Consider the following 19,731-nt stretch of genomic DNA (forward strand, 5'->3'; position numbering starts at 1 on the left):
AATGCTCATGTACAAAAGTACACTCCGCTTCCTCTCCTGTTTCTTCCTTGCAGGGCTCTAGCTCGCGAAATTTCCTGAAGACCAAAGGCTTGTTGCTTTTGGCAAGATAAAGGGTGGCTTCGGCCGCCCTTTTTCGTATGCGCCATGGCTACAATGGGCGGAACCGGCCCAACGCTAGCGAGTCATAGTCTCGAATCGCCATCAGGGCGAAGTTATCCAGCCAAGGAGTACCCCCATGCGTAACCTGATTCTCGGCGCCGCTCTGGCGATCAGCAGCCTGTTCGGCCTTACTGCCCATGCCGAACCGGTCGCCGGCCAGCAGTATGTCGAGCTGAAAAGCCCGGTACCGGTATCCAAGCCTGGCCAGATCGAGGTCGTTGAGTTGTTCTGGTACGGCTGCCCGCACTGCTATCAGTTCGAGGCGACGCTCAACCCCTGGGTCGAGAAGCTGCCGGAGGACGTCAACTTCGTCCGTGTCCCGGCCTTGTTCGGTGGTATCTGGAACGTGCATGGCCAGGCGTTCATCACCCTGGAAATGATGAAGGTCGAACACAAGGTGCATGACGCCGTGTTCAACGCCATCCACCAGGAGAAGAAGAAGCTGGCCTCGGCTGAGGAGTTCGCTGACTTCGTCGCCACTCAGGGCGTGGATCGCGACGCCTTCCTCAAGACTTTCAACTCCTTCGCCGTCAAAGGCCAGATGGAAAAGGCCAAGAAACTGGCCATGGCCTACCAGGTTACTGGCGTACCGGTGATGATCGTCGGTGGCAAGTATCGCTTCGACCTGGGGTCGGCCGGCGGTCCGCAGCAGACCCTCCAGGTGGCTGACCACCTGATCGCCAAGGAGCGCGAGGCGCTCTAAGCGCCCGCAGGCGCGAAGGATGATGCGCCGCTGGCGAAAGACACGTGCGATTGGTCTGTGTGACCCGCAGATCAATCCGCACTGCTCGCCCGAGACCGACTGGCCAGCCGACGGCCTTTTGCGTCTTCTCAGTTTCAATGTCCAGGTCGGCATCAACACCCAGCGTTATCACCACTATCTGACGCGCAGTTGGCAGCACCTGTTGCCTCACGCCGGACGAGCCAACAACCTGCAGCGCATTGCTGATCTGCTCGCCGATTTCGATCTGGTGGCGCTGCAGGAAGTCGATGGCGGCAGCCTGCGCTCGGGCTACGTCAATCAGGTCGAATATCTGGCCCAGCAGGGCGCCTTTCCCTACTGGTATCAACAGCTCAATCGCAATCTCGGGCGCTTCGCCCAGCACAGCAACGGTGTACTCAGCCGCTTGCGGCCTACCTTGCTGGAGGATCATCCGTTGCCCGGCCCGCCTGGGCGGGGGGCGATCTTTCTGCGTCTGGGGGAAGGCGAGCAGGCGCTGGGTGTGGTGATGATGCATCTGGCGCTTGGCGCCCGTACCCGTACTCGGCAGCTGGCTTACATCCGCGAGCGGGTCAGTGAGTTTCGCCATCTGGTGCTGATGGGGGACATGAATACCCATGCCGTCGACCTGTTGGAAAACTCCCCATTGCGCGACCTTGGCCTGCTCGCACCGCAGGTCGAGGCGACTTTCCCCAGCTGGCGCCCGCAGCGCTGTCTCGACCATATCCTGCTCAGCTCGGAGCTTGAACTGGGGCGTGTCGACGTGCTCAGCCAGCCTATTTCCGACCACCTTCCCGTAGCCGTGGAAATCCGCTTGCCGGAAGCACAGAATGGCGCACAAATGCCTATGCTGAAGACGCCATCTCCCGAGTAAGCCGTATGAGCGATGACGCGCGACGTTGGAAAGACAAATACCTGAGCAGCCTGGAACAACAGGAAAAGCTTGAACGCCGTTGGGAGTCACGCCTGGATCTGCTGCGCCGTGGCCTGGTGCGCAGCAGTCTGGCTGCCGAGGGCACGGACAAGGCGGTCGATCAGTGCATGCAGGAGATGCGCGAGATTCTCCGCCGCGACGACATCGACGCTGCGCTGGGTGGCCTGATTCCACGCCTGGAAAAGGCTGTGCTGGATTCCGAGCAGCGCCGTCAGCAGCGTGCTGGCGAGGCCGCCACGGCATTGGCGGGCCTGATCGAACAGTTGCAACGTCTGCAGCCGCCGCGTGAGGTACGCAAGGCACTCAAGTCACTCGGCAAACAACTGCAGGACGCCACCAGCCACCAGTATCTGTTGCCCGCATTGCTCAGCCAACTGAGCAACCTGCAAGGGCAGGCGCTGACCGTTCTGCAAGCCCCGGTGCAGGAGCAACCCGGCTTGCTGCAGCGCCTTTTCGGCTCGCGGGGTGAAAGTAGCGAAGAGATCGCGAACACTGATCCTGCACCTGCACCTGCACCTGCACCTGCACCTGCACCTGCACCTGCACCTATATCTGAGCCTGAGGTTGAGCCTGCCACTGTCTCCGAGAGTGCAGAGCGAACGGCAGTGGTCCTCATGCCTGCGAGCGAGCCAGCGGCTGTTGCCACCTTGGCAAAGAGAAAGCATCAGGCCAACGACGCCGCGCCCATGCTCGACAGCCTGCCACTGCCGCCTGGCCTGGTGCCGCCGGAGGATGCAGGCGACAGCCCGTTCTCCCTGCCCAGCAGCGAACCCGGATACAGCGCGGTGGCCCCGCATATCGCCAGCAGCTTGCGCAGCCTGCTCGACGAGCTGGAGTTGCCGGCACGTCATCAGCCGCAAGGCGATGCGCTGCGCCAGCGTCTGGAGGGCAACCTCAACTGGTACGAACTGGTACCCGTGCTGGACGATCTGGCTGTGCTGGTATTGGCAGTCACCGACAGTGGCCAGCGTGAGTTCGCCGGTTATCTCAAGCAGCTCAACGAGCGCCTGGCCGCCTTCATCAGCACCCTCAGTGAAGCGCATGAGGGGTATACCGCCTCGGTGGAAAGCACGCGCCACTTCAACCAGCAGTTGCGCGATCAGGTCAGCGACTTGCAGAACAGCGTGCAGGAGGCGGCCGATCTGGACGCGCTCAAGCAGGCGCTGGAGCAGCGTCTGGAGGGCCTGCTGCAGAGCGTCAGCAATCATCAGCGTCAGCGCGACAGTGGTGAGGATGACGTGGCTGAACGGCTGCAGGGCCTGGTCAAGCGTGTCGCTGAAATGGAACTCGAGGCGCAGCAGTTTCGCCAACATATCGAGGAGCAGCGGCAGAAATCGCTGCTCGACCCTCTGACCGGCTTGCCCAATCGCGCGGCCTGGAGCGAGCGCCTCGACCTGGAGATTGCCCGACGCCAGCGCTATGGCGGCCAGTTGCTGATGGCGGTGCTGGATATCGACCACTTCAAGCGGATCAACGATGGCTACGGTCACCTGGCAGGGGATCGAGTGCTGAAGATCATTGCCGGTGAACTGCACAAACGTCTGCGCAAGACCGATTTCATTGCCCGCTTCGGTGGCGAGGAGTTCGTTCTGCTGATTCCAGGCACGCCGCTTGATGGAGGCGTGCAATTGCTGGAAACCCTGCGTGCAGCGGTCGAAGCCTGCCCGTTCCACTTCAAGGGCGAGCCGGTGACCATCACTCTTTCCGCCGGCATTGCAGAGTTTCGCAATGACGAGGCCACCGAGGATACCTTCGAGCGCGCCGATCAGGCGCTATATCGAGCCAAGGGTGCTGGGCGCAACCGCGTTGAACAGGCCTGAGTCGGCGTAAATCCAGCCGCGGCTGTCCCACCCATGTCAGGAGGTAACCTCTTCGCGCTTCTTGTCGACAGAGGTGGCGGTGCGTGCCCGTGGCGCGTGGTCGTCGTCATCCTGCAGCGGCACTTCATTGCCCTGCGCGTCGTACAGCTTGCCGCCGATGAAATGGTCGCCTTCGTGCAGGGCGGCGATGTCGCGATAGCGCAGGCTACGCTCGGTACCTGCCACGAACACCGACTGCTGGTCCGAGTTGCCGGTGGTGAAATGGTTGAACAGCAGGTTGAGCAGGATCGCCATGATCGCCGCCGAGCTGATACCGGAGTGGAAGATGGTTTCGAACCAGGCCGGGAAATGGTGATAGAAGCTGGGCATGGCAATGGGGATCATGCCGAAACCGATGGAGGTGGCGACGATTACCAGATTCATGTTGTTGCGGTAATCCACCTTGGCCAGGGTGCGGATGCCGCTGGCCGCGACCGTACCGAACAGCACGATGCCGGCGCCACCGAGTACCGAGGTTGGCACCGCGGCGATGACCCGGCCCATGATCGGCAGCAGTCCGAGGGTTACCAGGATCAGCCCGCCAGTGGCCACCACGTAGCGGCTCTTGACGCCAGTGACGGCCACCAGGCCGACGTTCTGGGCGAACGCGCTCTGGGTGAAGGAGCCGAACAGCGGTGCGACGACGCTGGCGATCATGTCTGCGCGCAGGCCGTTACCGAGGCGTTTGGAGTCGATCCTGGTGTCGATGATATCGCCCACGGCGAGGATGTCGGCCGAGGTCTCCACCAGGATCACCATCACCACGATCAACATGGAGATGATCGCCGCCACCTCGAACACCGGCACGCCGAAATGCAACGGAGTCGGGAAGGCCAGCACCGGCCCTTCACTGACCTTGGAAAAGTCGGCCATGCCGAATGCCAGGGCGACCAGCGTGCCGATCACCATCGCCAGCAGGATCGACAGGCGCGAGATGGTGGCGCTGCCTACCTTGCTCAATAGAAGAACGGTAGCCAGGGTGAAGGCGGCGAGGCCTATATTGGCCATGCTGCCGAAGTCTGCGGCCTGACTGTTGCCACCCATGGCCCAGCGCGCAGCCACCGGCATCAGGGTGAGACCAATGGTGGTGATGACGATGCCGGTTACCAGCGGCGGGAAGAACTTGGTGATCTTGGAGAAGATAGGGGTGATCAGCAGGCCGATCAGCGCTGCCCCTATCACCGCGCCAAATACCACCGGGAGCCCACCTTTATCGCCATTGGCCCCGACTATCGCCACGATGGTGGCGACGCTGGCGAACGATACGCCCTGCACCAGGGGCAACTGACAGCCGAAGAACGGCAGGCCGATGGTCTGCAGCAGGGTAGCTGCGCCGCCAACGAACAGTGAGGCCGCGATCAGCATGCCGATATCGGCAGGTGTCAGGCCGGCCGCCTGACCGACGATCAATGGCACGGCAACGATGCCGCCATACATGGTCAGTACGTGTTGCAGACCGTAGAGCAAGTTGGAGCCGATACCGAGGTTTTCGTCCTCGGGGCGCGGAGCGGTGGAGGTCATGGAAAAACTACTCGCTGTTGTTCTTGTTCGGTCAATGTAGACATTTTGTGGCTGTCTTGGCTACTACTTTGTATACAATTCTACAGGTGGTCGTTTCCATGAACGCCGCTGCGTTTTCGGTCATTAACAGTCCGCCCCTGCTAAAAAAGCAGGTATTAGGTGCGCGCGCCGACTCGCGAGACGCCCCCCGCAGGCCCTAGACTATGCGCACCTGTCAGCGGAGATACCCATGGACATTTTCAGCATCGCCGTGCTGATCTTTCTGGTCACCGACCCTTTCGGCAATATCGCCATCTACATCGCCGCGCTGAAGAACGTCGAGCCGCGCCGGCGCATCTGGATTGCCGCGCGCGAACTGCTGTTCGCCCTTGGCCTGCTGCTGCTGTTCCTCACCTTTGGTGACAAATTCCTCACCAGCCTCGGGCTCTCGCGCGAGGCAACGGCCATCGCCGGCGGTATCATCCTGTTCGTCATCGCCATGCGCCTGATCTTTCCCAGCCCGCAGGGCCTGCTCGGTGACGTGCCGGACGGTGAGCCGATGCTGGTGCCGCTGGCGACGCCTGCGGTGGCAGGGCCTTCGGCACTCGCGGTGCTGATGACCCTGCGCAACACCCACACCGGGCCGCTCTGGGAGCTTTATCTGGCCTTGATCCTGGCCTGGGCGGCGACGGCATTCATTCTGTTGCAGGCTTCGTTCCTGCAGCGGTTCCTAGGTAACCGCGGGTTGATGGCAGTGGAGCGTCTGATGGGGATGCTGCTGATCATGCTCAGCGTCGACATGCTGCTGGACAACCTGCAAAGCGTATTCGGTCACGCATGAAGTCTCTTTGCCTTGCCCTCGTTCTTGTTCTGCTCGCTGGTTGTGCCGGTGGCCTGCGAATTGACGACAGCCATACCGCGACTGGCCAGAACAGCCGCGTGCAGTACGTCGTACTGCACTACACCTCCGCTGATCTGCAGCGTTCGCTCGAGCTGCTGACGCAGACCGAGGTCAGCAGTCACTACCTGATTGGTGATGCGCCACCGACCGTCTACCGCCTGGTGGACGAGAACCGCCGTGCCTGGCACGTCGGGGTCAGCGAGTGGAAAGGGCGCACCTGGCTCAACAGCACCACCATCGGCATCGAGTTGGTCAACCAGGGCTATTACCAGACGCCTGCCGGGCGCTATTGGCAGCCCTTTGCGCCGCAGCAGATCGACACCCTGATCGTATTGCTCAAGGACATCGTCAAGCGTCATCAACTACCGCTGGGCTCGATCATTGCGCACAGCGACGTGGCGCCGCAGCGCAAGGTCGATCCGGGCCCGCTGTTCCCCTGGAAGCGACTGGCCGACGAGGGGCTGGTGCCCTGGCCGAACGAAGGCGCGGTGGCGCGCCAGCAGGCGCTGTTCAGCACCAGCCTGCCCAGCGTGCAGTGGTTCCAGGCGCAGCTGGCGCAGCAGGGTTATACGGTGCCGCAGCATGGCGAGCTGGACGAGGCGACGCGCAATGTCATTGCGGCCTTCCAGATGAAGTATCGTCCGGCCAACTACGACGGTCAGCCGGACGCGGAAACCGCAGCGCGCTTGCTGGTGCTCAATCTGCAGGCGGCCGGCTGATCAGCGCAGGCCGGGTTGGAAGTCCCGCGCGTCGCGTGCCCAGACATCCAGTACCGGCTTGAGGTCGTCCAGGGTCAACTGGGTGCTGCTGTTGGCCAGCGTCAGGCCATGACCTTTGCGCACCACCCGCAGCACCGGTTCACTGGTGCGGGCATCGAGTGCTTCCAGTTCGATAAAAATCTCGGTGTCGCGGTCACGGGTGCCGGCAGCCGTGCTCGCTGCGGCGATCACCAGGGCCACGGGGATCACCTCGTAGGCCTTGATCCCCTCGGTCGAGACGTTGACCCCGGTGATCGCGCTGCGCAGCACCAGGCTATCCATGCTTGGCGTGTCGACCAGCTTCAGGCGCCCGTCCTTGAGCTCGCGCAGCAGTGCCTGGTGCAGGTAGTCACGCGCCTGTTCCAGCGTCTGGGCGCTGACTTGATCGCTGGGCATGGGTTCGGGGTAGAAGCTCGGCTGCTCGACGTAGACCGAGGTGTAGCGCTCGCTGCGAAACTGCGGCGAAATCCAGCGTAGCACCGGTGCTCCAGTGGCCGAGGTGGCAGGCTGGAGCTGGGAGTAATCGGCGAGGTAGCCGGAGAACTGCGTGGGTTGGGTGGTCTGACTGGCGCAGCCGGAGAGCAGCAAGCCAGCGAGAAGGCCCAGGCGAAGCGGGGTGTCGTAACGCATCGGCGGACTCTCCTGTCCAGTGGTCTGAAAATCAGACTAGATGCCGCTCCGTCAGCCCGCCAGTTCGCCCAGTCGTTGTGCCAGCAACCTGAAATCGTAGGGTTTGACGATGCTGTTGGTGGCGGCTGCGCTGTCGCGAGCTCGCACGGCCTCGAGCAGTTCGCGTTCGTCGTAGCCGCTGGCGAACAGCACCGGCAGGGTCGGTTGCAGCTGGCGTGCGGTTTCCACCAGTTCGCGCCCGTCCATGCCGGGCAAGCCGATATCGCTCATCAACAGATCGACCCGCTGCCCGCTGCGCAACAGATCGAGCGCGCTGGGACCATCACGCAGGGCGTGCACGCGATAACCGAACTCGCCGAGCACCTCCGCGGTGAGCTCGCGCACGACATCGTCGTCTTCGACCAGCAGGATGGTCTTGGCACTGGCGCAATCGGTTTCGGTCATGAGGCTCTCTGTTTCAGCGCGCAGAATACGCAAATGTTTGGCAAACTTCGGAGTCTGCACGCGGTCAGTGTGCCACACGCCTTCCCCCGATAGATAAGAAGAAGCGAGACAATCATCGAATGGACGTCCCAATGTCGAATGAGTCCGCAATGGACGAAAAAGGTTTTCGCCGAATTCTCAATCGTAACGTCGGGCTACCGCTCGGCCTGGGTCTGGTCGGCGCCCTGTTCTTTGCGCTGTTGATCGGTTACCTGCTCAATGTGATTCGCTGGGTCGAGCACACCGACCAGGTGCTGAACCGGGCCAGCGAGGTGTACAAGCTGACCCTGGATCTGGAAACCGGCATGCGGGGGTTCCTGCTCAGTGGCGACGAGGACTACCTCGCCCCCTATGAACAGGCGCGCGGCAAATTTCGTCCGCTGACCGAGCAGCTCATCGACATGGTCGGTGACAACCCGACACAGATGCAGCGGCTGGAGCGCCTGCTGGCATTGCAGGAGCAGTGGGACCTGTTCGCTCAGGAAGTCATCGGCAGTCGTCGCGATGGCGGCAATTTCATGGCCGAGGTGGGACGAGGGCGCGGCAAGAACCTCACCGATGGCATGCGCCGCGAGCTCGACACCTTCATCAACAGCGAGCGAGAGCTGCGTCAGCAACGCAATGCCGATGTCAGCAGCACCACGCTCTGGGGCGCCGGCATCTACCTGGTGGTGAGCATCCTGTTCAGCGCCTTGTTGGCGCTGTTTGGTCGTCGTGAGCTGATGAGTCTCTCGCAGACTTACTCCCAGGCCATGGCCAGACAAGCCGAGTACGGCGAGGAGCAACGACGTCGCGCCTGGCTGGGTGGCGGCCAGACCCTGCTGTCGGAGCGCCTGCTCGGTCAGCCTCAGGTGCAGGAACTGGCTGACCGCTCCCTCGAGTTTCTCGCCGAGTATCTCAACTGCGTGGTCGCCGCCCTGTACTTGCGTGATGCCCACACGGGTGATCTGCGACGGGTTGCCGGCTATGGCTTCAGCAAGGACGCCAGCCTCAAGGAGCAGTTCTACAAAGGTGAGGGGCTGGTTGGCCAGGCTGCCCGAGGCCGTCGTCTGGTGTGCCTGGATGACTTGCCGGCGGATTACATCAAGGTGGCTTCGAGTCTCGGCGAGGGGCAGCCTGTCAGCGTTGCCCTGGTACCGCTGCAGTCCGAAGACAGTGTCAACGGCGTGATCGAGCTGGCGTTCATGCGCAAGCTCGATCCGCGTGAGCGCGAGTTCCTCGAAGCCATCGCCGGCAGCGTCGGTATGGCCCTGGAGGCCGCGCGTTATCGTCAGCGCCTGCAAGAGGTGCTCGGCCAGACCCAGCAGCTCAACGAGGAGTTGCAGACCCAGCAGGAAGAACTGCGTGCCGCCAACGAGGAGTTGGAGCAGCAGGCGCGGGTGCTCAAGGAATCCCAGGCGCACTTGGAAACCCAGCAGGCCGAGCTGGAGCAGACCAATGAGAAACTCTCCGAGCAGGCGCAGACGCTGGCTGACCAGCGCGACGAGCTGGACCAGCGCAATACCACGCTCGGCCGCATCCAGGCGCAGCTCGAAGAGCGTGCCGAAGAGCTGCAACGTGCCAGCCGCTACAAGTCCGAATTCCTCGCCAACATGAGCCATGAGCTGCGCACGCCGCTCAACAGTTCGCTGATCCTGGCCAAGCTGCTGGCGGAGAACGGCAAAGGCAATCTCGACGACGAACAGGTCAAGTTCGCCGAATCGATCTACTCGGCCGGCAATGACCTGCTCAACCTGATCAATGACATCCTCGACATCGCCAAGGTCGAGGCCGGCAAGCTCGAGGTGCGCCCTGAACGCACGCCATTGGCCAGCATGCTGGAGAGCCTGCGCGATGTGTTCGTGCCCCTGGCTGGCGAGCGCGGCCTGAGCTTCCAGATCGAGGAGCAGCGCGAGTTGCCACAGGTGCTGTTCACCGACCGCCAACGCGCCGAGCAGATCCTGCGCAACCTGCTGTCCAATGCCTTCAAGTTCACCGATCGCGGCGGCGTGACCCTCAGCGTGTCGCGTCAGGATGATCATTACCTGGCCTTCGCCGTACGCGACACCGGCATCGGCATCGCGGCGGATCAACAAGAAGCGATCTTCGAGGCCTTCCGCCAGGCCGATGGCACCACCAACCGCCGCTATAGCGGCACCGGTCTGGGGCTTTCCATCTCGCGTGATCTGGCGGGGCTGCTCGGTGGCTCGATCACCGTCAGCAGCGTGCCGGGCGAGGGCAGTACCTTCACCCTGCTGCTGCCCGAACGGATGGTCGAAGACGCCGTTCAGAGCAAGCCAATGCCGCAGGTCTCGGCACCGCTGCCGGTGCCGGCGACGGCAGCTAGTCCCGCTGCTGCTGCGCCAATGCCGCGGACTCCGGCGCCTTTCGCCGATGATCGCGAGCAGCTCGACGAGCGCGGCGGCCGTCGTGTGCTGGTGGTGGAGGATGAAGTGCGCTTCGCCCGTATCCTCTTCGATCTGGCGCATGAGCTGGGCTACGCCTGCCTGGTCGCCACCTGCGCCGACGAAGGCCTGGAGCTGGCGCGGCAGTACCGCCCCGACGCCATCCTGCTCGACATGCGTCTGCCCGATGGTTCAGGCCTCAGCGTGCTGCAGCGTCTCAAGGACGATGCGCAGACTCGCCATATTCCGGTGCATGTGGTTTCGGTGGAAGACCAGAGCGAAGCCGCACTGCACCTCGGCGCAGTCGGTTATGCACTCAAGCCCACCAGCCGCGATCAACTCAAGGAGGTGTTCGGCAAGTTGGAGGCCAAGCTCAACCAGCAGGTGAAACGCGTCCTGCTGGTCGAGGACGACCCGTTGCAGCGCGACAGCGTGGCCCGCCTGATCGGCGACGAAGACATCGAGATCACTGCCGTGGCCCTGGCCGGCGAAGCGCTGGAGAAACTGCGCACGACCGTCTTCGACTGCATGATCATCGACCTCAAGCTGCCCGACATGCAGGGCAACGAACTACTGCGACGCATGGCCGAGGAGGACATCTGCTCCTTCCCGCCAGTGATCGTCTACACCGGGCGCAACCTGACCCGCGACGAGGAAGCCGAGCTGCTCAAGTATTCGCGCTCGATCATCATCAAGGGCGCACGCTCGCCGGAGCGGCTGCTGGACGAGGTCACCCTGTTCCTGCACAAGGTCGAGGCCGAGCTGTCCAGCGAGCACCAGAAGATGCTCAAGACCGCGCGCAGCCGTGACAAACTGTTCGAGGGCCGCCGCCTGCTGCTGGTCGATGACGACGTGCGTAACATCTTCGCCCTGTCCAGCGCGCTGGAGCAGAAGGGCGCCTCGGTGGAGGTGGCGCGCAACGGCCATGAGGCATTGGCCAAACTGCGCGAGCACGACGACATCGACCTTGTACTGATGGACGTGATGATGCCGGAGATGGATGGCTACGAGGCCACCCGGCAGATTCGCCTGGAAGAACGCTGGAAAAACCTGCCGATCATTGCGGTGACGGCCAAGGCGATGAAGGATGACCAGGAGCGATGCCGTCAGGTCGGTGCCAACGATTACCTGGCCAAACCCATCGACCTGGATCGCCTGTTCTCCCTGATCCGCGTGTGGATGCCCAAGCTGGAGCGTCTGTGATGCCTGACGAAATCGAGCTGCGCCTGCTGATCGAGGCGATCTATCTGCGTTACAGCTACGACTTTCGCGATTATTCGAAAGCCTCGCTCAAGCGCCGTGTGCGTCAGGCGCAGGCGCAGCTCGATTGCCCGACCATTTCAGCGCTGCAGGAGCGCATCCTGCACGAGCCGCAGGCGTTCATGCAGCTGTTGCAGTACCTCACCATCCCGGTCAGCGAGATGTTCCGCGACCCCGACTACTTTCTCGCCCTGCGCGAGCAGGTGGTGCCGCTGCTGCACACCTATCCGTCGTTGAAGGTCTGGGTGGCTGGCTGCAGCACGGGTGAGGAGGTGTACTCCCTGGCCATCCTGCTGCACGAGGAAGGCCTGTTGGAGCGCACCATGATCTATGCCACCGACATCAACCCGCACTCGCTGGAAAAGGCCGAACAGGGCATCTTCGCCCTCGACAACCTGCGCACCTATACCCAGAACTATCAGCTATCCGGCGGCAAGCGGGCGTTTTCCGACTACTACTCGGCAGCCTATGACCGCGTGCTGTTCGACAAGTCGTTGCGCGCCAACGTGACCTTCGCCGACCACAGCCTGGCCACCGACAGCGTGTTCGCCGAAACCCATCTGGTGTCGTGCCGCAATGTGCTGATCTATTTCAACCGCGACCTGCAGGACCGTGCCCTCGGTCTGTTCCACGAGTCCCTCTGTCATCGCGGCTTTCTCGGCCTGGGCAGCAAGGAAAGCCTGGATTTCTCCGCCTACGCCCGACAGTTCGAAGCCGTGTCGCGGCCCGAGCGGATTTTTCGCAAGCGATGAGCAGCCAGCGGATCAGCCTCCGCGGCCAGGTTCGTGCGCCGCTGCAGGCGCTGCTGATCGGTGCTTCTGCGGGCGGCGTGGAAGCCTTGCTCAGCCTGCTCGAAGACCTGCCGCCGGACTACCGGCTACCGGTGGTGTGTCTGCTGCATCAGCCGGATCGCAACGACAGCCTGCTTGCCGATCTGCTCGCGCGGCGTCTGAAGCTGCCGACCAAGGAAGCCGAGGACAAGGAATACCTGCGCAGCGGCATGGTTTACGTGGCGCCCGCGGGTTACCACCTGTCCATCGAAACCGAGCGCAGCTTTTCCCTCAGTCGTGAGGAGCCGCGGCATTTCTCCCGGCCCTCGATCGACATCCTCTTCGAGTCTGCTGCCGATGCCTACGGCGAGCACCTGGCTGCTGCGCTGCTGACTGGCGCCAACGAGGATGGCGCTGTCGGCCTGCTAGCTGTTCAGCAGGCCGGTGGGCTGACACTGGTACAGGACCCGGCCGACGCGCTGGTGCCCACCATGCCGAATGCCGCGCTGGCGCTGCTCAAACCGGATTTTCTCCTGCCTATCAATGCCATGCGCCTGCTGCTGGCCGAACTGGATACCCTGCCATGCTGAGGAAGATTGAAGCCAAGGTGCTGATCGTCGACGACCTGCCGGAAAACCTCCTGGCCCTGCGTTCGCTGATCCAGAGCGAGGATCGCACCGTGTTCCAGGCCAGCAGTGCCGATGAGGCGTTGTCGCTACTGCTCGAAAACGAATTCGCCCTGGCCATTCTCGACGTGAAGATGCCGGGCATGAACGGCTTCGAGTTGGCCGAGCTGATGCGTGGCACGGAGAAGACCAAGCACATTCCGATCATCTTCGTCAGCGCGGTCGGGCGCGACATGGACTACGCCTTCCGTGGTTACGAGAGCGGTGCGGTGGATTTCCTGCACAAGCCGTTGTCGCCGTTCGAGGTGCGCAGCAAGGTGTCCATGTTCGTCGAGCTGTACCGCCACCGCAAAGCCCTGAGCATGCAGCTGGAGGTGGTCGAGGCGGCGCGCCGTGAACAGGAGGCGCTACTCGAGGAACTGCGCGAAACGCAGGCGGAGCTGCAGAAGGCGGTGGAGATGCGCGACGTGTTCATGTCCATCGCCTCGCACGAGCTGCGCACGCCGCTCAACGGCCTGATCCTCGATGTGCAACTGCGCCGGCTGCGCCTGGAGCAGGGGCGCATGGATGCCTTCACGCCCGACAAGCTGCAGGAGATGATCACGCGCGATGAGCGGCAGATCCGCAGCCTGAGCCGCCTGATCGACGACATGCTGGATGTTTCGCGCATCCGTACCGGCAAGCTTTCCGTGCGCCCGGAACCGGGTGACCTCGGTGTGTTGGCCGGCAACGTGGTAGAGAGCCTGGCTGCGCAGTTCACCAATACCGGCACGCCAATCGACCTGCACGTGGAGGGGCCGGCCCCGGTGATGATGGACGAGTTCCGCATCGAGCAGGTTCTCGCCAACCTGCTGACCAACGCCTTGCGCTACGGTGGCGGCAACCCGGTATCGGTACGGGTCGCGGCAGAGGGTGAGCAGGTTCGTGCCGAAGTACGCGATCAGGGCCTGGGTATCTCGGAAGAGGATCAGGGGCGCGTATTCGAGCAGTTCGAGCGGGTATCCGGTACCAGCGTCGCCCAAGGGCTTGGACTTGGCCTGTTCATCAGCGAGCAGATCGTCCAGGCCCACGGTGGCCGTATCGAGCTCAGCAGCCGCCTGGGAGAGGGCTCCTGCTTCAGTGTCGTACTGCCGCGTCGTAGCTGATCGTGCAAATTGCACGTGTCGCAATTCATGCATCTTGCAAAGTGCATGGGGTAGGCAATTTTATAAATTTATAAGTTGTTGATTTATAAAGATATTATTGGTGATTTGATGTTGGCATGAGCGCTGCAAAATCAGTCGTGTAAGCCCCCGACTGACCTGCTGATGGAGAAGCGTCATGAACATCGTCCGACTGAGCCTGTTTTGCGTCGCTGCATTGCTGGTCAACGGGGCTTACGCCAAAGATTTCACCGGTTCGGCTGGCGCCACCGCCAAGACGGCTGAGTTCACCATTTCCAACTCGCCCGTCTGGGAGTCCCGTGTCGGTGCCCGGCAGGACGGCTCCGCCGAACTGCGTAGCCAGCCTACCCGCGCGGTCGGTGCCATTGGTGACGACGCCCAGTGGCTGCGTATTTCCGACGATGGCGACACCGATACCGCCAACCGTGAGCCGCGCCCTGCCAACAGCACCCAGCGCTGGGTGTTCTGACCGACAAGGAGTCCTGCCATGTCCAGAAGTGCCATCCTGTTGATGATCATGACCTTGTTGAGCCTGGCCGCATTGTGGCTAAGCCCGGGCCTGGAAGAGGGTGCCGCCCTGCTGCTCAAGGGCGCCAGCGTCGTTTTCGGCCTGGGTTTCCTGGTGGCGCTGATGGCTGGGCGCCGCATCAAGTTCGATCCGGTCCTGCGCTGAGCGTGATGCGGCACCGAAGCAATAAAAAACGCCGCGAAGATCGCGGCGTTTTTTATTGCCCGAGTCATCAGTCCAGGTCAGACCTCAGACCGGCAGACTGAAGTAGAAGGTGGAGCCTTCGCCCGGGCGGGAGTGAACGCTGAGCTGGCCGCCATGCAACTGCACGATCTCCCGCGCCAGCGCCAGACCCAGACCGACGCCACCCTTGCGTCTGCCAACCTGAACGAAGGGCTCGAAGATACGAGCCTGCTGCTCGAAGGGGATGCCCTCGCCGTCATCCTGCACGCTGACGATCACCTGCTCGCCGTGGCGGCGTACCTGTAGCCGCACCTCATCACCCGGGTTGCTGTAGCGCAGGGCATTGTCGATCAGGTTGTCGATCAGTCGCTCCAGTTGTGCAGCATCGAGGCTCAGGCGCGGCAGCGGTTCGTGAACCTCGCAGACCAGTGTCACTTCACGCTCGGCGGTCTTCTCGACAAAGCGCTGCGGCGCCTGCCGGATCATCTCGGCCAGGTCGCAGGGACGGCGCTGCAGGGTCTGCATGCCGTTCTGGTAGCGCGAGAAATTCAGCAGATCGTCGATCAACTGCACCAGGCGATGCATTTCCTCATCGACGGTGCGCATCAGCTCCTGCTCACGGCCACTCGGTGGCAGCGAGAGGCGCTCGCGTAGCAAGCTGAAAGCCATGTGCATGCCGGTGATCGGCGTGCGCAGCTCGTGCGAGGCGCGCAGGATGAATTCGCTGCGCACACGCTCGAAGGCGCGTTGCTTGGTGACGTCACGCAGCACCATCACGGCCCCTACGCTGCCACCTTCGCTCACTTGGACCGGCGTCAGCGCCCAGGCCAGCAGACGGGTTTCACCGTCGCGCTCGATCTGCAGGTCGGCGGGCGGTTCGTACAGCAGCTCGCCTGCGAGTACCTGGCGCAGTGCCTCGTCGACGGCGTGATCCGGCAGCAGCGGTCCGATCGGTTGACCGAGGATATCGGCGTGCCAGGACAGCTGGCGTAGCGCTACGGGGTTGGCGTGCTCGATGCGGCCCTGCTCGTCGAGGATGACCAGGCCATCGTCGATGCTGTCGAGCACGGCTTTCAGGCGGCCTTCGCTGCTGAGCAACTGGTTGAGGTTGCTCGAATGGTATTCGCGCAGCGCCTCGGTCATCAGGCCGAAGCGGCGACTCAGCACTGCCAACTCCACCACGGGCGAGACCGGCAGTACCACATCGTATTTGCCCTGGCCGATCTGGTCAGCGGCGCGCACCAGCATATCGATGGGCGCGCCGAAGCGGCGGGCGATGCCGTGGGCGGTGAGTACGCCGATCGCCAGCACGGCCAGGCCGGTCAGTACCAGAAGCCCGGCGATCAGCTGGGAACGCTCGCCGGCCTTGTGCTCGGCGGCGATGACCCAGTTGACGACCTGATCCTGCTGTTCCAGCAGGTGATTGCGCAAGCGCTGAAAGGCTTCGGTGAAGGGTTTGTAACCGCCCAGGTTGTGCGGTGTTTCGCCAGGCGGGGTGCCGCCGCTGGCCGCTTTTTCCATCGCGTCGTAAAGCTCGGCAGCGCGTTCCAGTCCTCGTATGTAGTCGGCGCCGAGGTTGGTGTTGATCCCTTCCTCGAAGGTGGCGCGGAACGACTGGCGAATGGTCTCGAGGCGCTGCGCGTCAGGCTGCGGATCGATCAGCACGATCAGCTCGTCGCCCAGATGCTGGCGCAGCTTCTGGCCGACCTGCACGGCATCGAAGCCACGCTGGATCAGTTCGCTCTGGCTACGCGCCATCTGGGTGACGCTGAACAGGCCGAGCAGCAAGCCCAGCAGTGCCACAGTGATCAACGCGGAAATGCTGAGGAACAGGCGTGTGCGAAGCTTCATCGGCAGCTTCATGATCATTCCATGGTCAGAGGTTGTACTGCTTGCGTTTGCGGTAGAGGGTCGAGGTATCGATACCCAGGGTCTTGGCCGCCATGTCGAGGGTGCTGCTGCTGGCCAGTACCGCAGCGATGTGGGCCTTCTCCAGCTCCTCGAGGCTCATCGGTGCGCCGACCCGCACGGTGCTGGCTGGCGCTTCGCTGCTGCCACCGAGGCCGAGGTGGGCAATCTCCACGGTCTCGCTCTGGCAAATGATGCTGGCACGCTCGATGACGTTGCGCAGTTCGCGGATATTGCCTGGCCAGCGATAGGCCTGCAGGGCCGCTGCCGCCTCGGGGCTGAAGGCGCAGGCCGGGCGGCCGTAGTCGCTGACGAAACGGGCGAGAAAGCGTTCGGCCAGGGACATCACGTCTTCGTGGCGTTCGCGCAGTGGCGGCAGCTTGAGGGTGATGACGTTGAGGCGGTAGAGCAGGTCTTCGCGGAAACGCCCCTCACGGACCATTTCGTCGAGATCCAGGTTGGTGGCGGCGACGATGCGTACATCGGCGCGGCGCGTGACCGGGTCGCCGACGCGCTCGTATTCCTTGTCCTGGATGAAGCGCAGCAGCTTGGGTTGCAGCGTCAGCGGGAAGTCGCCGATCTCGTCGAGGAACAGGGTACCGCCATCGGCCTGGCTGACGCGGCCCTGGGTGCTCTCGCTGGCGCCGGTGAAGGAGCCACGGGCATGGCCGAACAATTCGCTCTCCATCAGCTCGGCAGTCAGCGACGGGCAGTTAATGGTCACGCAGGTGCGCTTGGCGCGGCGGCTCCAGCCGTGAATGGCGCGGGCCAGCTCGCCCTTGCCGGTGCCGGACTCACCGAGGATGAGGATATTGGCGTCGGTGGCCGCGACCTGGCGCGCGGTTTCCAGGATCGACATCATCGCCGGGCTGTGTGAATCGAGCCCGTCCTTGACCTTGCGCACCTCGCCCTCCAGCGCTTCCAGGCGTGCGGCCAGGGTACGCACTTCCAGCTGCTTGGCGGCCGCCAGGCGCAGTTGATCGGGGGTGCAGGGTTTGACCAGATAATCGGCGGCGCCGGCCTGGATGGCGTCGACCGCCGTGTCCACGGCCGAATGGGCGGTGACGATCACCACGCGCATCCACGGCGCCTGGATGCGCATCTGCGCCAGCAGGTCGAGACCGTTGTCCTCGCCCAGGCGCAGGTCGAGGAAGCACAGGTCAAACACCTGTCGATGCAACAGCGCTTCGGCTTGCGCCGCGCTGCTGGCCCCGGCGACGTCATAGCCTTCATCTTCAAGGCAGTAGCGGAAGGTACGCAGGATTGCCGCTTCGTCATCCACCAGCAGAATGCGCCCGCTGGTTTGCTCTGCAACTGCCATGTATGTGCTCCGTCTTGCTGGTCGATGCAGCTTAGTCAGGTAAAAACCGTGCAAGTTGCACGGCCTGAATGCGCAGATACTGCACCCTGCATGCAGGCAGGGTGCCTTTATTGTGTTTAAGTTATTGTTTTACATGAACTTTATGTTCGCTCTTGGCTGGCATGGGGCTTGCGATATTCCTCGTATCGTCTCACGAACAGGAGTGAACTCATGCCCCCGTTCAAACCCTTGATGCTGGCCGCCAGCACTGCTTTGCTGCTCGGCCTGACTCCATTGGCCAGCCACGCCGCCGAGGGCGCGCTGGCTTCGCAGCTCGAGGCTGCGCGCCAGGAAGGCTCGATCTGGACTGCCTTCGCGCTCAACCGCCATCTCAACCCGTTCAAGCTCAAGATCGACGTGGAGGATGGCGTGGCCACCCTCGGTGGCAAGGTCGAGAACGACGTGCAGAAGGAGCTGGCCGAGCAGGTGGCGCTGAGCATAGAGGGCATCGACTCGGTGAACAATCGCATCGAAGTCGGCAGCGATGCCGTCGAGGGCAACCCGCCGGGGATGGTGCAGCGTCTCGAGGACGCCAGCCTCGCCGCCACGGTCAAGTCCAAGCTGCTGTGGAACAGCAACACCCGCGGCCTGGACATTCAGGTCAAGAGCGAGACCGGCAACATCACCCTGAGTGGTCACGCCCAGACGCCCGCGGCCAAGGAGTTGGCGGGGCAACTGGCAGCCAATACCGATGGTGTGCGCGAGGTCTTCAACCACCTCAGCATCAGCACTGCCGACAGCAGTAGCAGCGAAGTGCAAACCACCCTCGACGAAGCGCGCGAGAACATCAGCGACAGCTGGATCACCAGCAAGGTCAAGGCCAGCTTTCTCTACAGCCGTAACCTGGACGCCATGAACATTTCTGTGAACACCGACGATGGTCTCGTCAGCCTGCGCGGCAGTGTGCTGAGCAGCGCCGAGAAGCGCCTGGCGGTCGAGATCGCCCGCAACATTCGCGGCGTGCGTGGCGTCGATGCAGATGCCCTGCGTATCAACAGTTGAACCAAGCAATCGCGGCCGCTGGAGCGGCCGATAACCCGCAAGTCCCATCGCCAAGGAGAGAATCCATGAGCAGCAAGACCGCACAACTCAATGAACTGATCGAAATCACCCGCGACGGCAAGCGCTTCTACGAGCATGCCCACGATGAGGTCAAGGATATCCGCCTGCAGGCGCTGTTCCGTGACATGGTGCGTGCCAAGACTCAGGTGATCGATGCGCTGAGCGTCAAGGTCGCCGCCAACCAGAGCGAGCCGGCGTCCGGCGGCACCATGCTGGGCAAGCTGCGTCAGTTCTACGCCGACACCCGCGCGACCCTGGCCAAGGATGAAGATGCCACCTATGTGGCACAACTGGAGGAAGCGGAAGACCGCATCCTGCATGCGTTCGAGGATGCGCTGGAAAGTGCCGATCAGGACGTCCGCGTGCTGCTGGCCGTGGAGATGCCCAAGGTGCGTGCCTGCCACGAACGCATGCGCGCGCTGAAGCAGAACATGCAGTAATTACTGCGGCGCTGTTATGAGCCCCTGCACGCGATGCGTGCGGGGGCTTTTTTGTGGGGCAGACCGGACTGGCAAGTTTGTGTGCTCTTTTGCGCTATTTATATCCGGGCAAAGATCATTGG

Annotated in this window: 18 protein-coding genes; 13 read left to right on the plus strand and 5 right to left on the minus strand. The window is 62.8% G+C overall.

Annotated elements, in window-relative coordinates; translation table 11 throughout:
* The first annotated feature begins 235 nt into the window (after positions 1-235).
* The 3 genes from EL191_RS00915 to EL191_RS00925 are packed head-to-tail and all read left to right on the plus strand — an operon-like array spanning position 236 to position 3,634.
* Positions 236-862: a thiol:disulfide interchange protein DsbA/DsbL gene (locus tag EL191_RS00915; protein ID WP_013713330.1), complete on the plus strand. Its 627-nt coding sequence runs from the start codon at positions 236-238 to the stop codon at positions 860-862.
* A 19-nt stretch (positions 863-881) separates the two neighbouring features.
* Positions 882-1,754: an endonuclease/exonuclease/phosphatase family protein gene (locus EL191_RS00920; RefSeq protein ID WP_017361118.1), complete on the plus strand. Its 873-nt coding sequence runs from the start codon at positions 882-884 to the stop codon at positions 1,752-1,754.
* 5 nt (positions 1,755-1,759) lie between these two features.
* Positions 1,760-3,634 carry a GGDEF domain-containing protein gene (locus EL191_RS00925; protein WP_041975813.1) on the plus strand — a complete coding sequence of 625 codons (1,875 nt, stop codon included), beginning with the start codon at positions 1,760-1,762 and terminating at the stop codon, positions 3,632-3,634.
* A 36-nt stretch (positions 3,635-3,670) separates the two neighbouring features.
* Here the strand turns inward: EL191_RS00925 and EL191_RS00930 are convergent, their stop codons facing one another.
* Positions 3,671-5,194 (minus strand): nucleobase:cation symporter-2 family protein, encoded by a 1,524-nt coding sequence (locus EL191_RS00930; RefSeq protein ID WP_041975815.1) that lies wholly within the window; start codon positions 5,192-5,194, stop codon positions 3,671-3,673.
* A 229-nt stretch (positions 5,195-5,423) separates the two neighbouring features.
* On the opposite strand from EL191_RS00930, the gene EL191_RS00935 reads away from it, so the two are divergent.
* Together EL191_RS00935 and EL191_RS00940 are read left to right on the plus strand one after the other, a co-directional pair.
* Positions 5,424-6,014, plus strand: a complete 591-nt coding sequence (locus EL191_RS00935; RefSeq protein ID WP_013713334.1) for a MarC family protein — start codon at positions 5,424-5,426, stop codon at positions 6,012-6,014.
* Positions 6,011-6,793, plus strand: coding sequence for an N-acetylmuramoyl-L-alanine amidase (locus tag EL191_RS00940; protein WP_013713335.1), 783 nt, complete (start codon positions 6,011-6,013; stop codon positions 6,791-6,793). The genes EL191_RS00935 and EL191_RS00940 overlap by 4 nt, the downstream gene beginning before the upstream one ends.
* Here the strand turns inward: EL191_RS00940 and EL191_RS00945 are convergent, their stop codons facing one another.
* Positions 6,794-7,462, minus strand: a complete 669-nt coding sequence (locus tag EL191_RS00945; protein WP_041975818.1) for a DUF3313 domain-containing protein — start codon at positions 7,460-7,462, stop codon at positions 6,794-6,796. It lies immediately after the preceding gene.
* Positions 7,463-7,513: 51 nt separating this feature from the next.
* Entirely contained in the window at positions 7,514-7,906 is a 393-nt protein-coding gene (locus EL191_RS00950) for a response regulator (RefSeq protein WP_041975820.1), read from the minus strand.
* A 131-nt stretch (positions 7,907-8,037) separates the two neighbouring features.
* On the opposite strand from EL191_RS00950, the gene EL191_RS00955 reads away from it, so the two are divergent.
* From EL191_RS00955 to EL191_RS00980, 6 genes are all read left to right on the plus strand, one after another.
* Positions 8,038-11,532 (plus strand): response regulator, encoded by a 3,495-nt coding sequence (locus EL191_RS00955; RefSeq protein ID WP_041975822.1) that lies wholly within the window; start codon positions 8,038-8,040, stop codon positions 11,530-11,532.
* A complete protein-coding gene (locus tag EL191_RS00960) occupies positions 11,532-12,341 on the plus strand; it encodes a CheR family methyltransferase (RefSeq protein ID WP_013713339.1) in 810 nt (269 codons plus the stop codon). The genes EL191_RS00955 and EL191_RS00960 overlap by 1 nt, the downstream gene beginning before the upstream one ends.
* Positions 12,338-12,949 (plus strand): chemotaxis protein CheB, encoded by a 612-nt coding sequence (locus EL191_RS00965; RefSeq protein WP_013713340.1) that lies wholly within the window; start codon positions 12,338-12,340, stop codon positions 12,947-12,949. Before EL191_RS00960 ends, EL191_RS00965 begins: the two co-directional genes overlap by 4 nt.
* Positions 12,943-14,130, plus strand: a complete 1,188-nt coding sequence (locus EL191_RS00970; protein ID WP_013713341.1) for a hybrid sensor histidine kinase/response regulator — start codon at positions 12,943-12,945, stop codon at positions 14,128-14,130. The genes EL191_RS00965 and EL191_RS00970 overlap by 7 nt, the downstream gene beginning before the upstream one ends.
* A 175-nt stretch (positions 14,131-14,305) precedes the next feature.
* Positions 14,306-14,617, plus strand: coding sequence for a hypothetical protein (locus EL191_RS00975; RefSeq protein WP_013713342.1), 312 nt, complete (start codon positions 14,306-14,308; stop codon positions 14,615-14,617).
* 18 nt (positions 14,618-14,635) lie between these two features.
* The gene (locus EL191_RS00980; protein ID WP_017361126.1) at positions 14,636-14,821 is read left to right on the plus strand and encodes a PA3371 family protein; all 186 of its coding nucleotides are present in this window, start codon (positions 14,636-14,638) and stop codon (positions 14,819-14,821) included.
* An 84-nt stretch (positions 14,822-14,905) separates the two neighbouring features.
* Here the strand turns inward: EL191_RS00980 and EL191_RS00985 are convergent, their stop codons facing one another.
* On the minus strand, positions 14,906-16,702 hold the full coding sequence (locus tag EL191_RS00985; RefSeq protein WP_017361127.1) for an ATP-binding protein: 1,797 nt from the start codon (positions 16,700-16,702) through the stop codon (positions 14,906-14,908).
* Between the two features lie 13 nt (positions 16,703-16,715).
* Positions 16,716-18,068 carry a sigma-54-dependent response regulator transcription factor AlgB gene (gene algB / locus EL191_RS00990; RefSeq protein WP_013713345.1) on the minus strand — a complete coding sequence of 451 codons (1,353 nt, stop codon included), beginning with the start codon at positions 18,066-18,068 and terminating at the stop codon, positions 16,716-16,718.
* Between the two features lie 210 nt (positions 18,069-18,278).
* Here algB and EL191_RS00995 point away from each other — a divergent pair, with 210 nt between their 5' ends.
* A complete protein-coding gene (locus tag EL191_RS00995; protein WP_013713346.1) occupies positions 18,279-19,109 on the plus strand; it encodes a BON domain-containing protein in 831 nt (276 codons plus the stop codon).
* 65 nt (positions 19,110-19,174) lie between these two features.
* Positions 19,175-19,609, plus strand: coding sequence for a ferritin-like domain-containing protein (locus tag EL191_RS01000; protein ID WP_013713347.1), 435 nt, complete (start codon positions 19,175-19,177; stop codon positions 19,607-19,609).
* The last annotated feature ends 122 nt before the right edge of the window (positions 19,610-19,731 follow it).

The organism is Pseudomonas mendocina, assembly GCF_900636545.1.
Lineage (GTDB): Bacteria > Pseudomonadota > Gammaproteobacteria > Pseudomonadales > Pseudomonadaceae > Aquipseudomonas > Aquipseudomonas mendocina.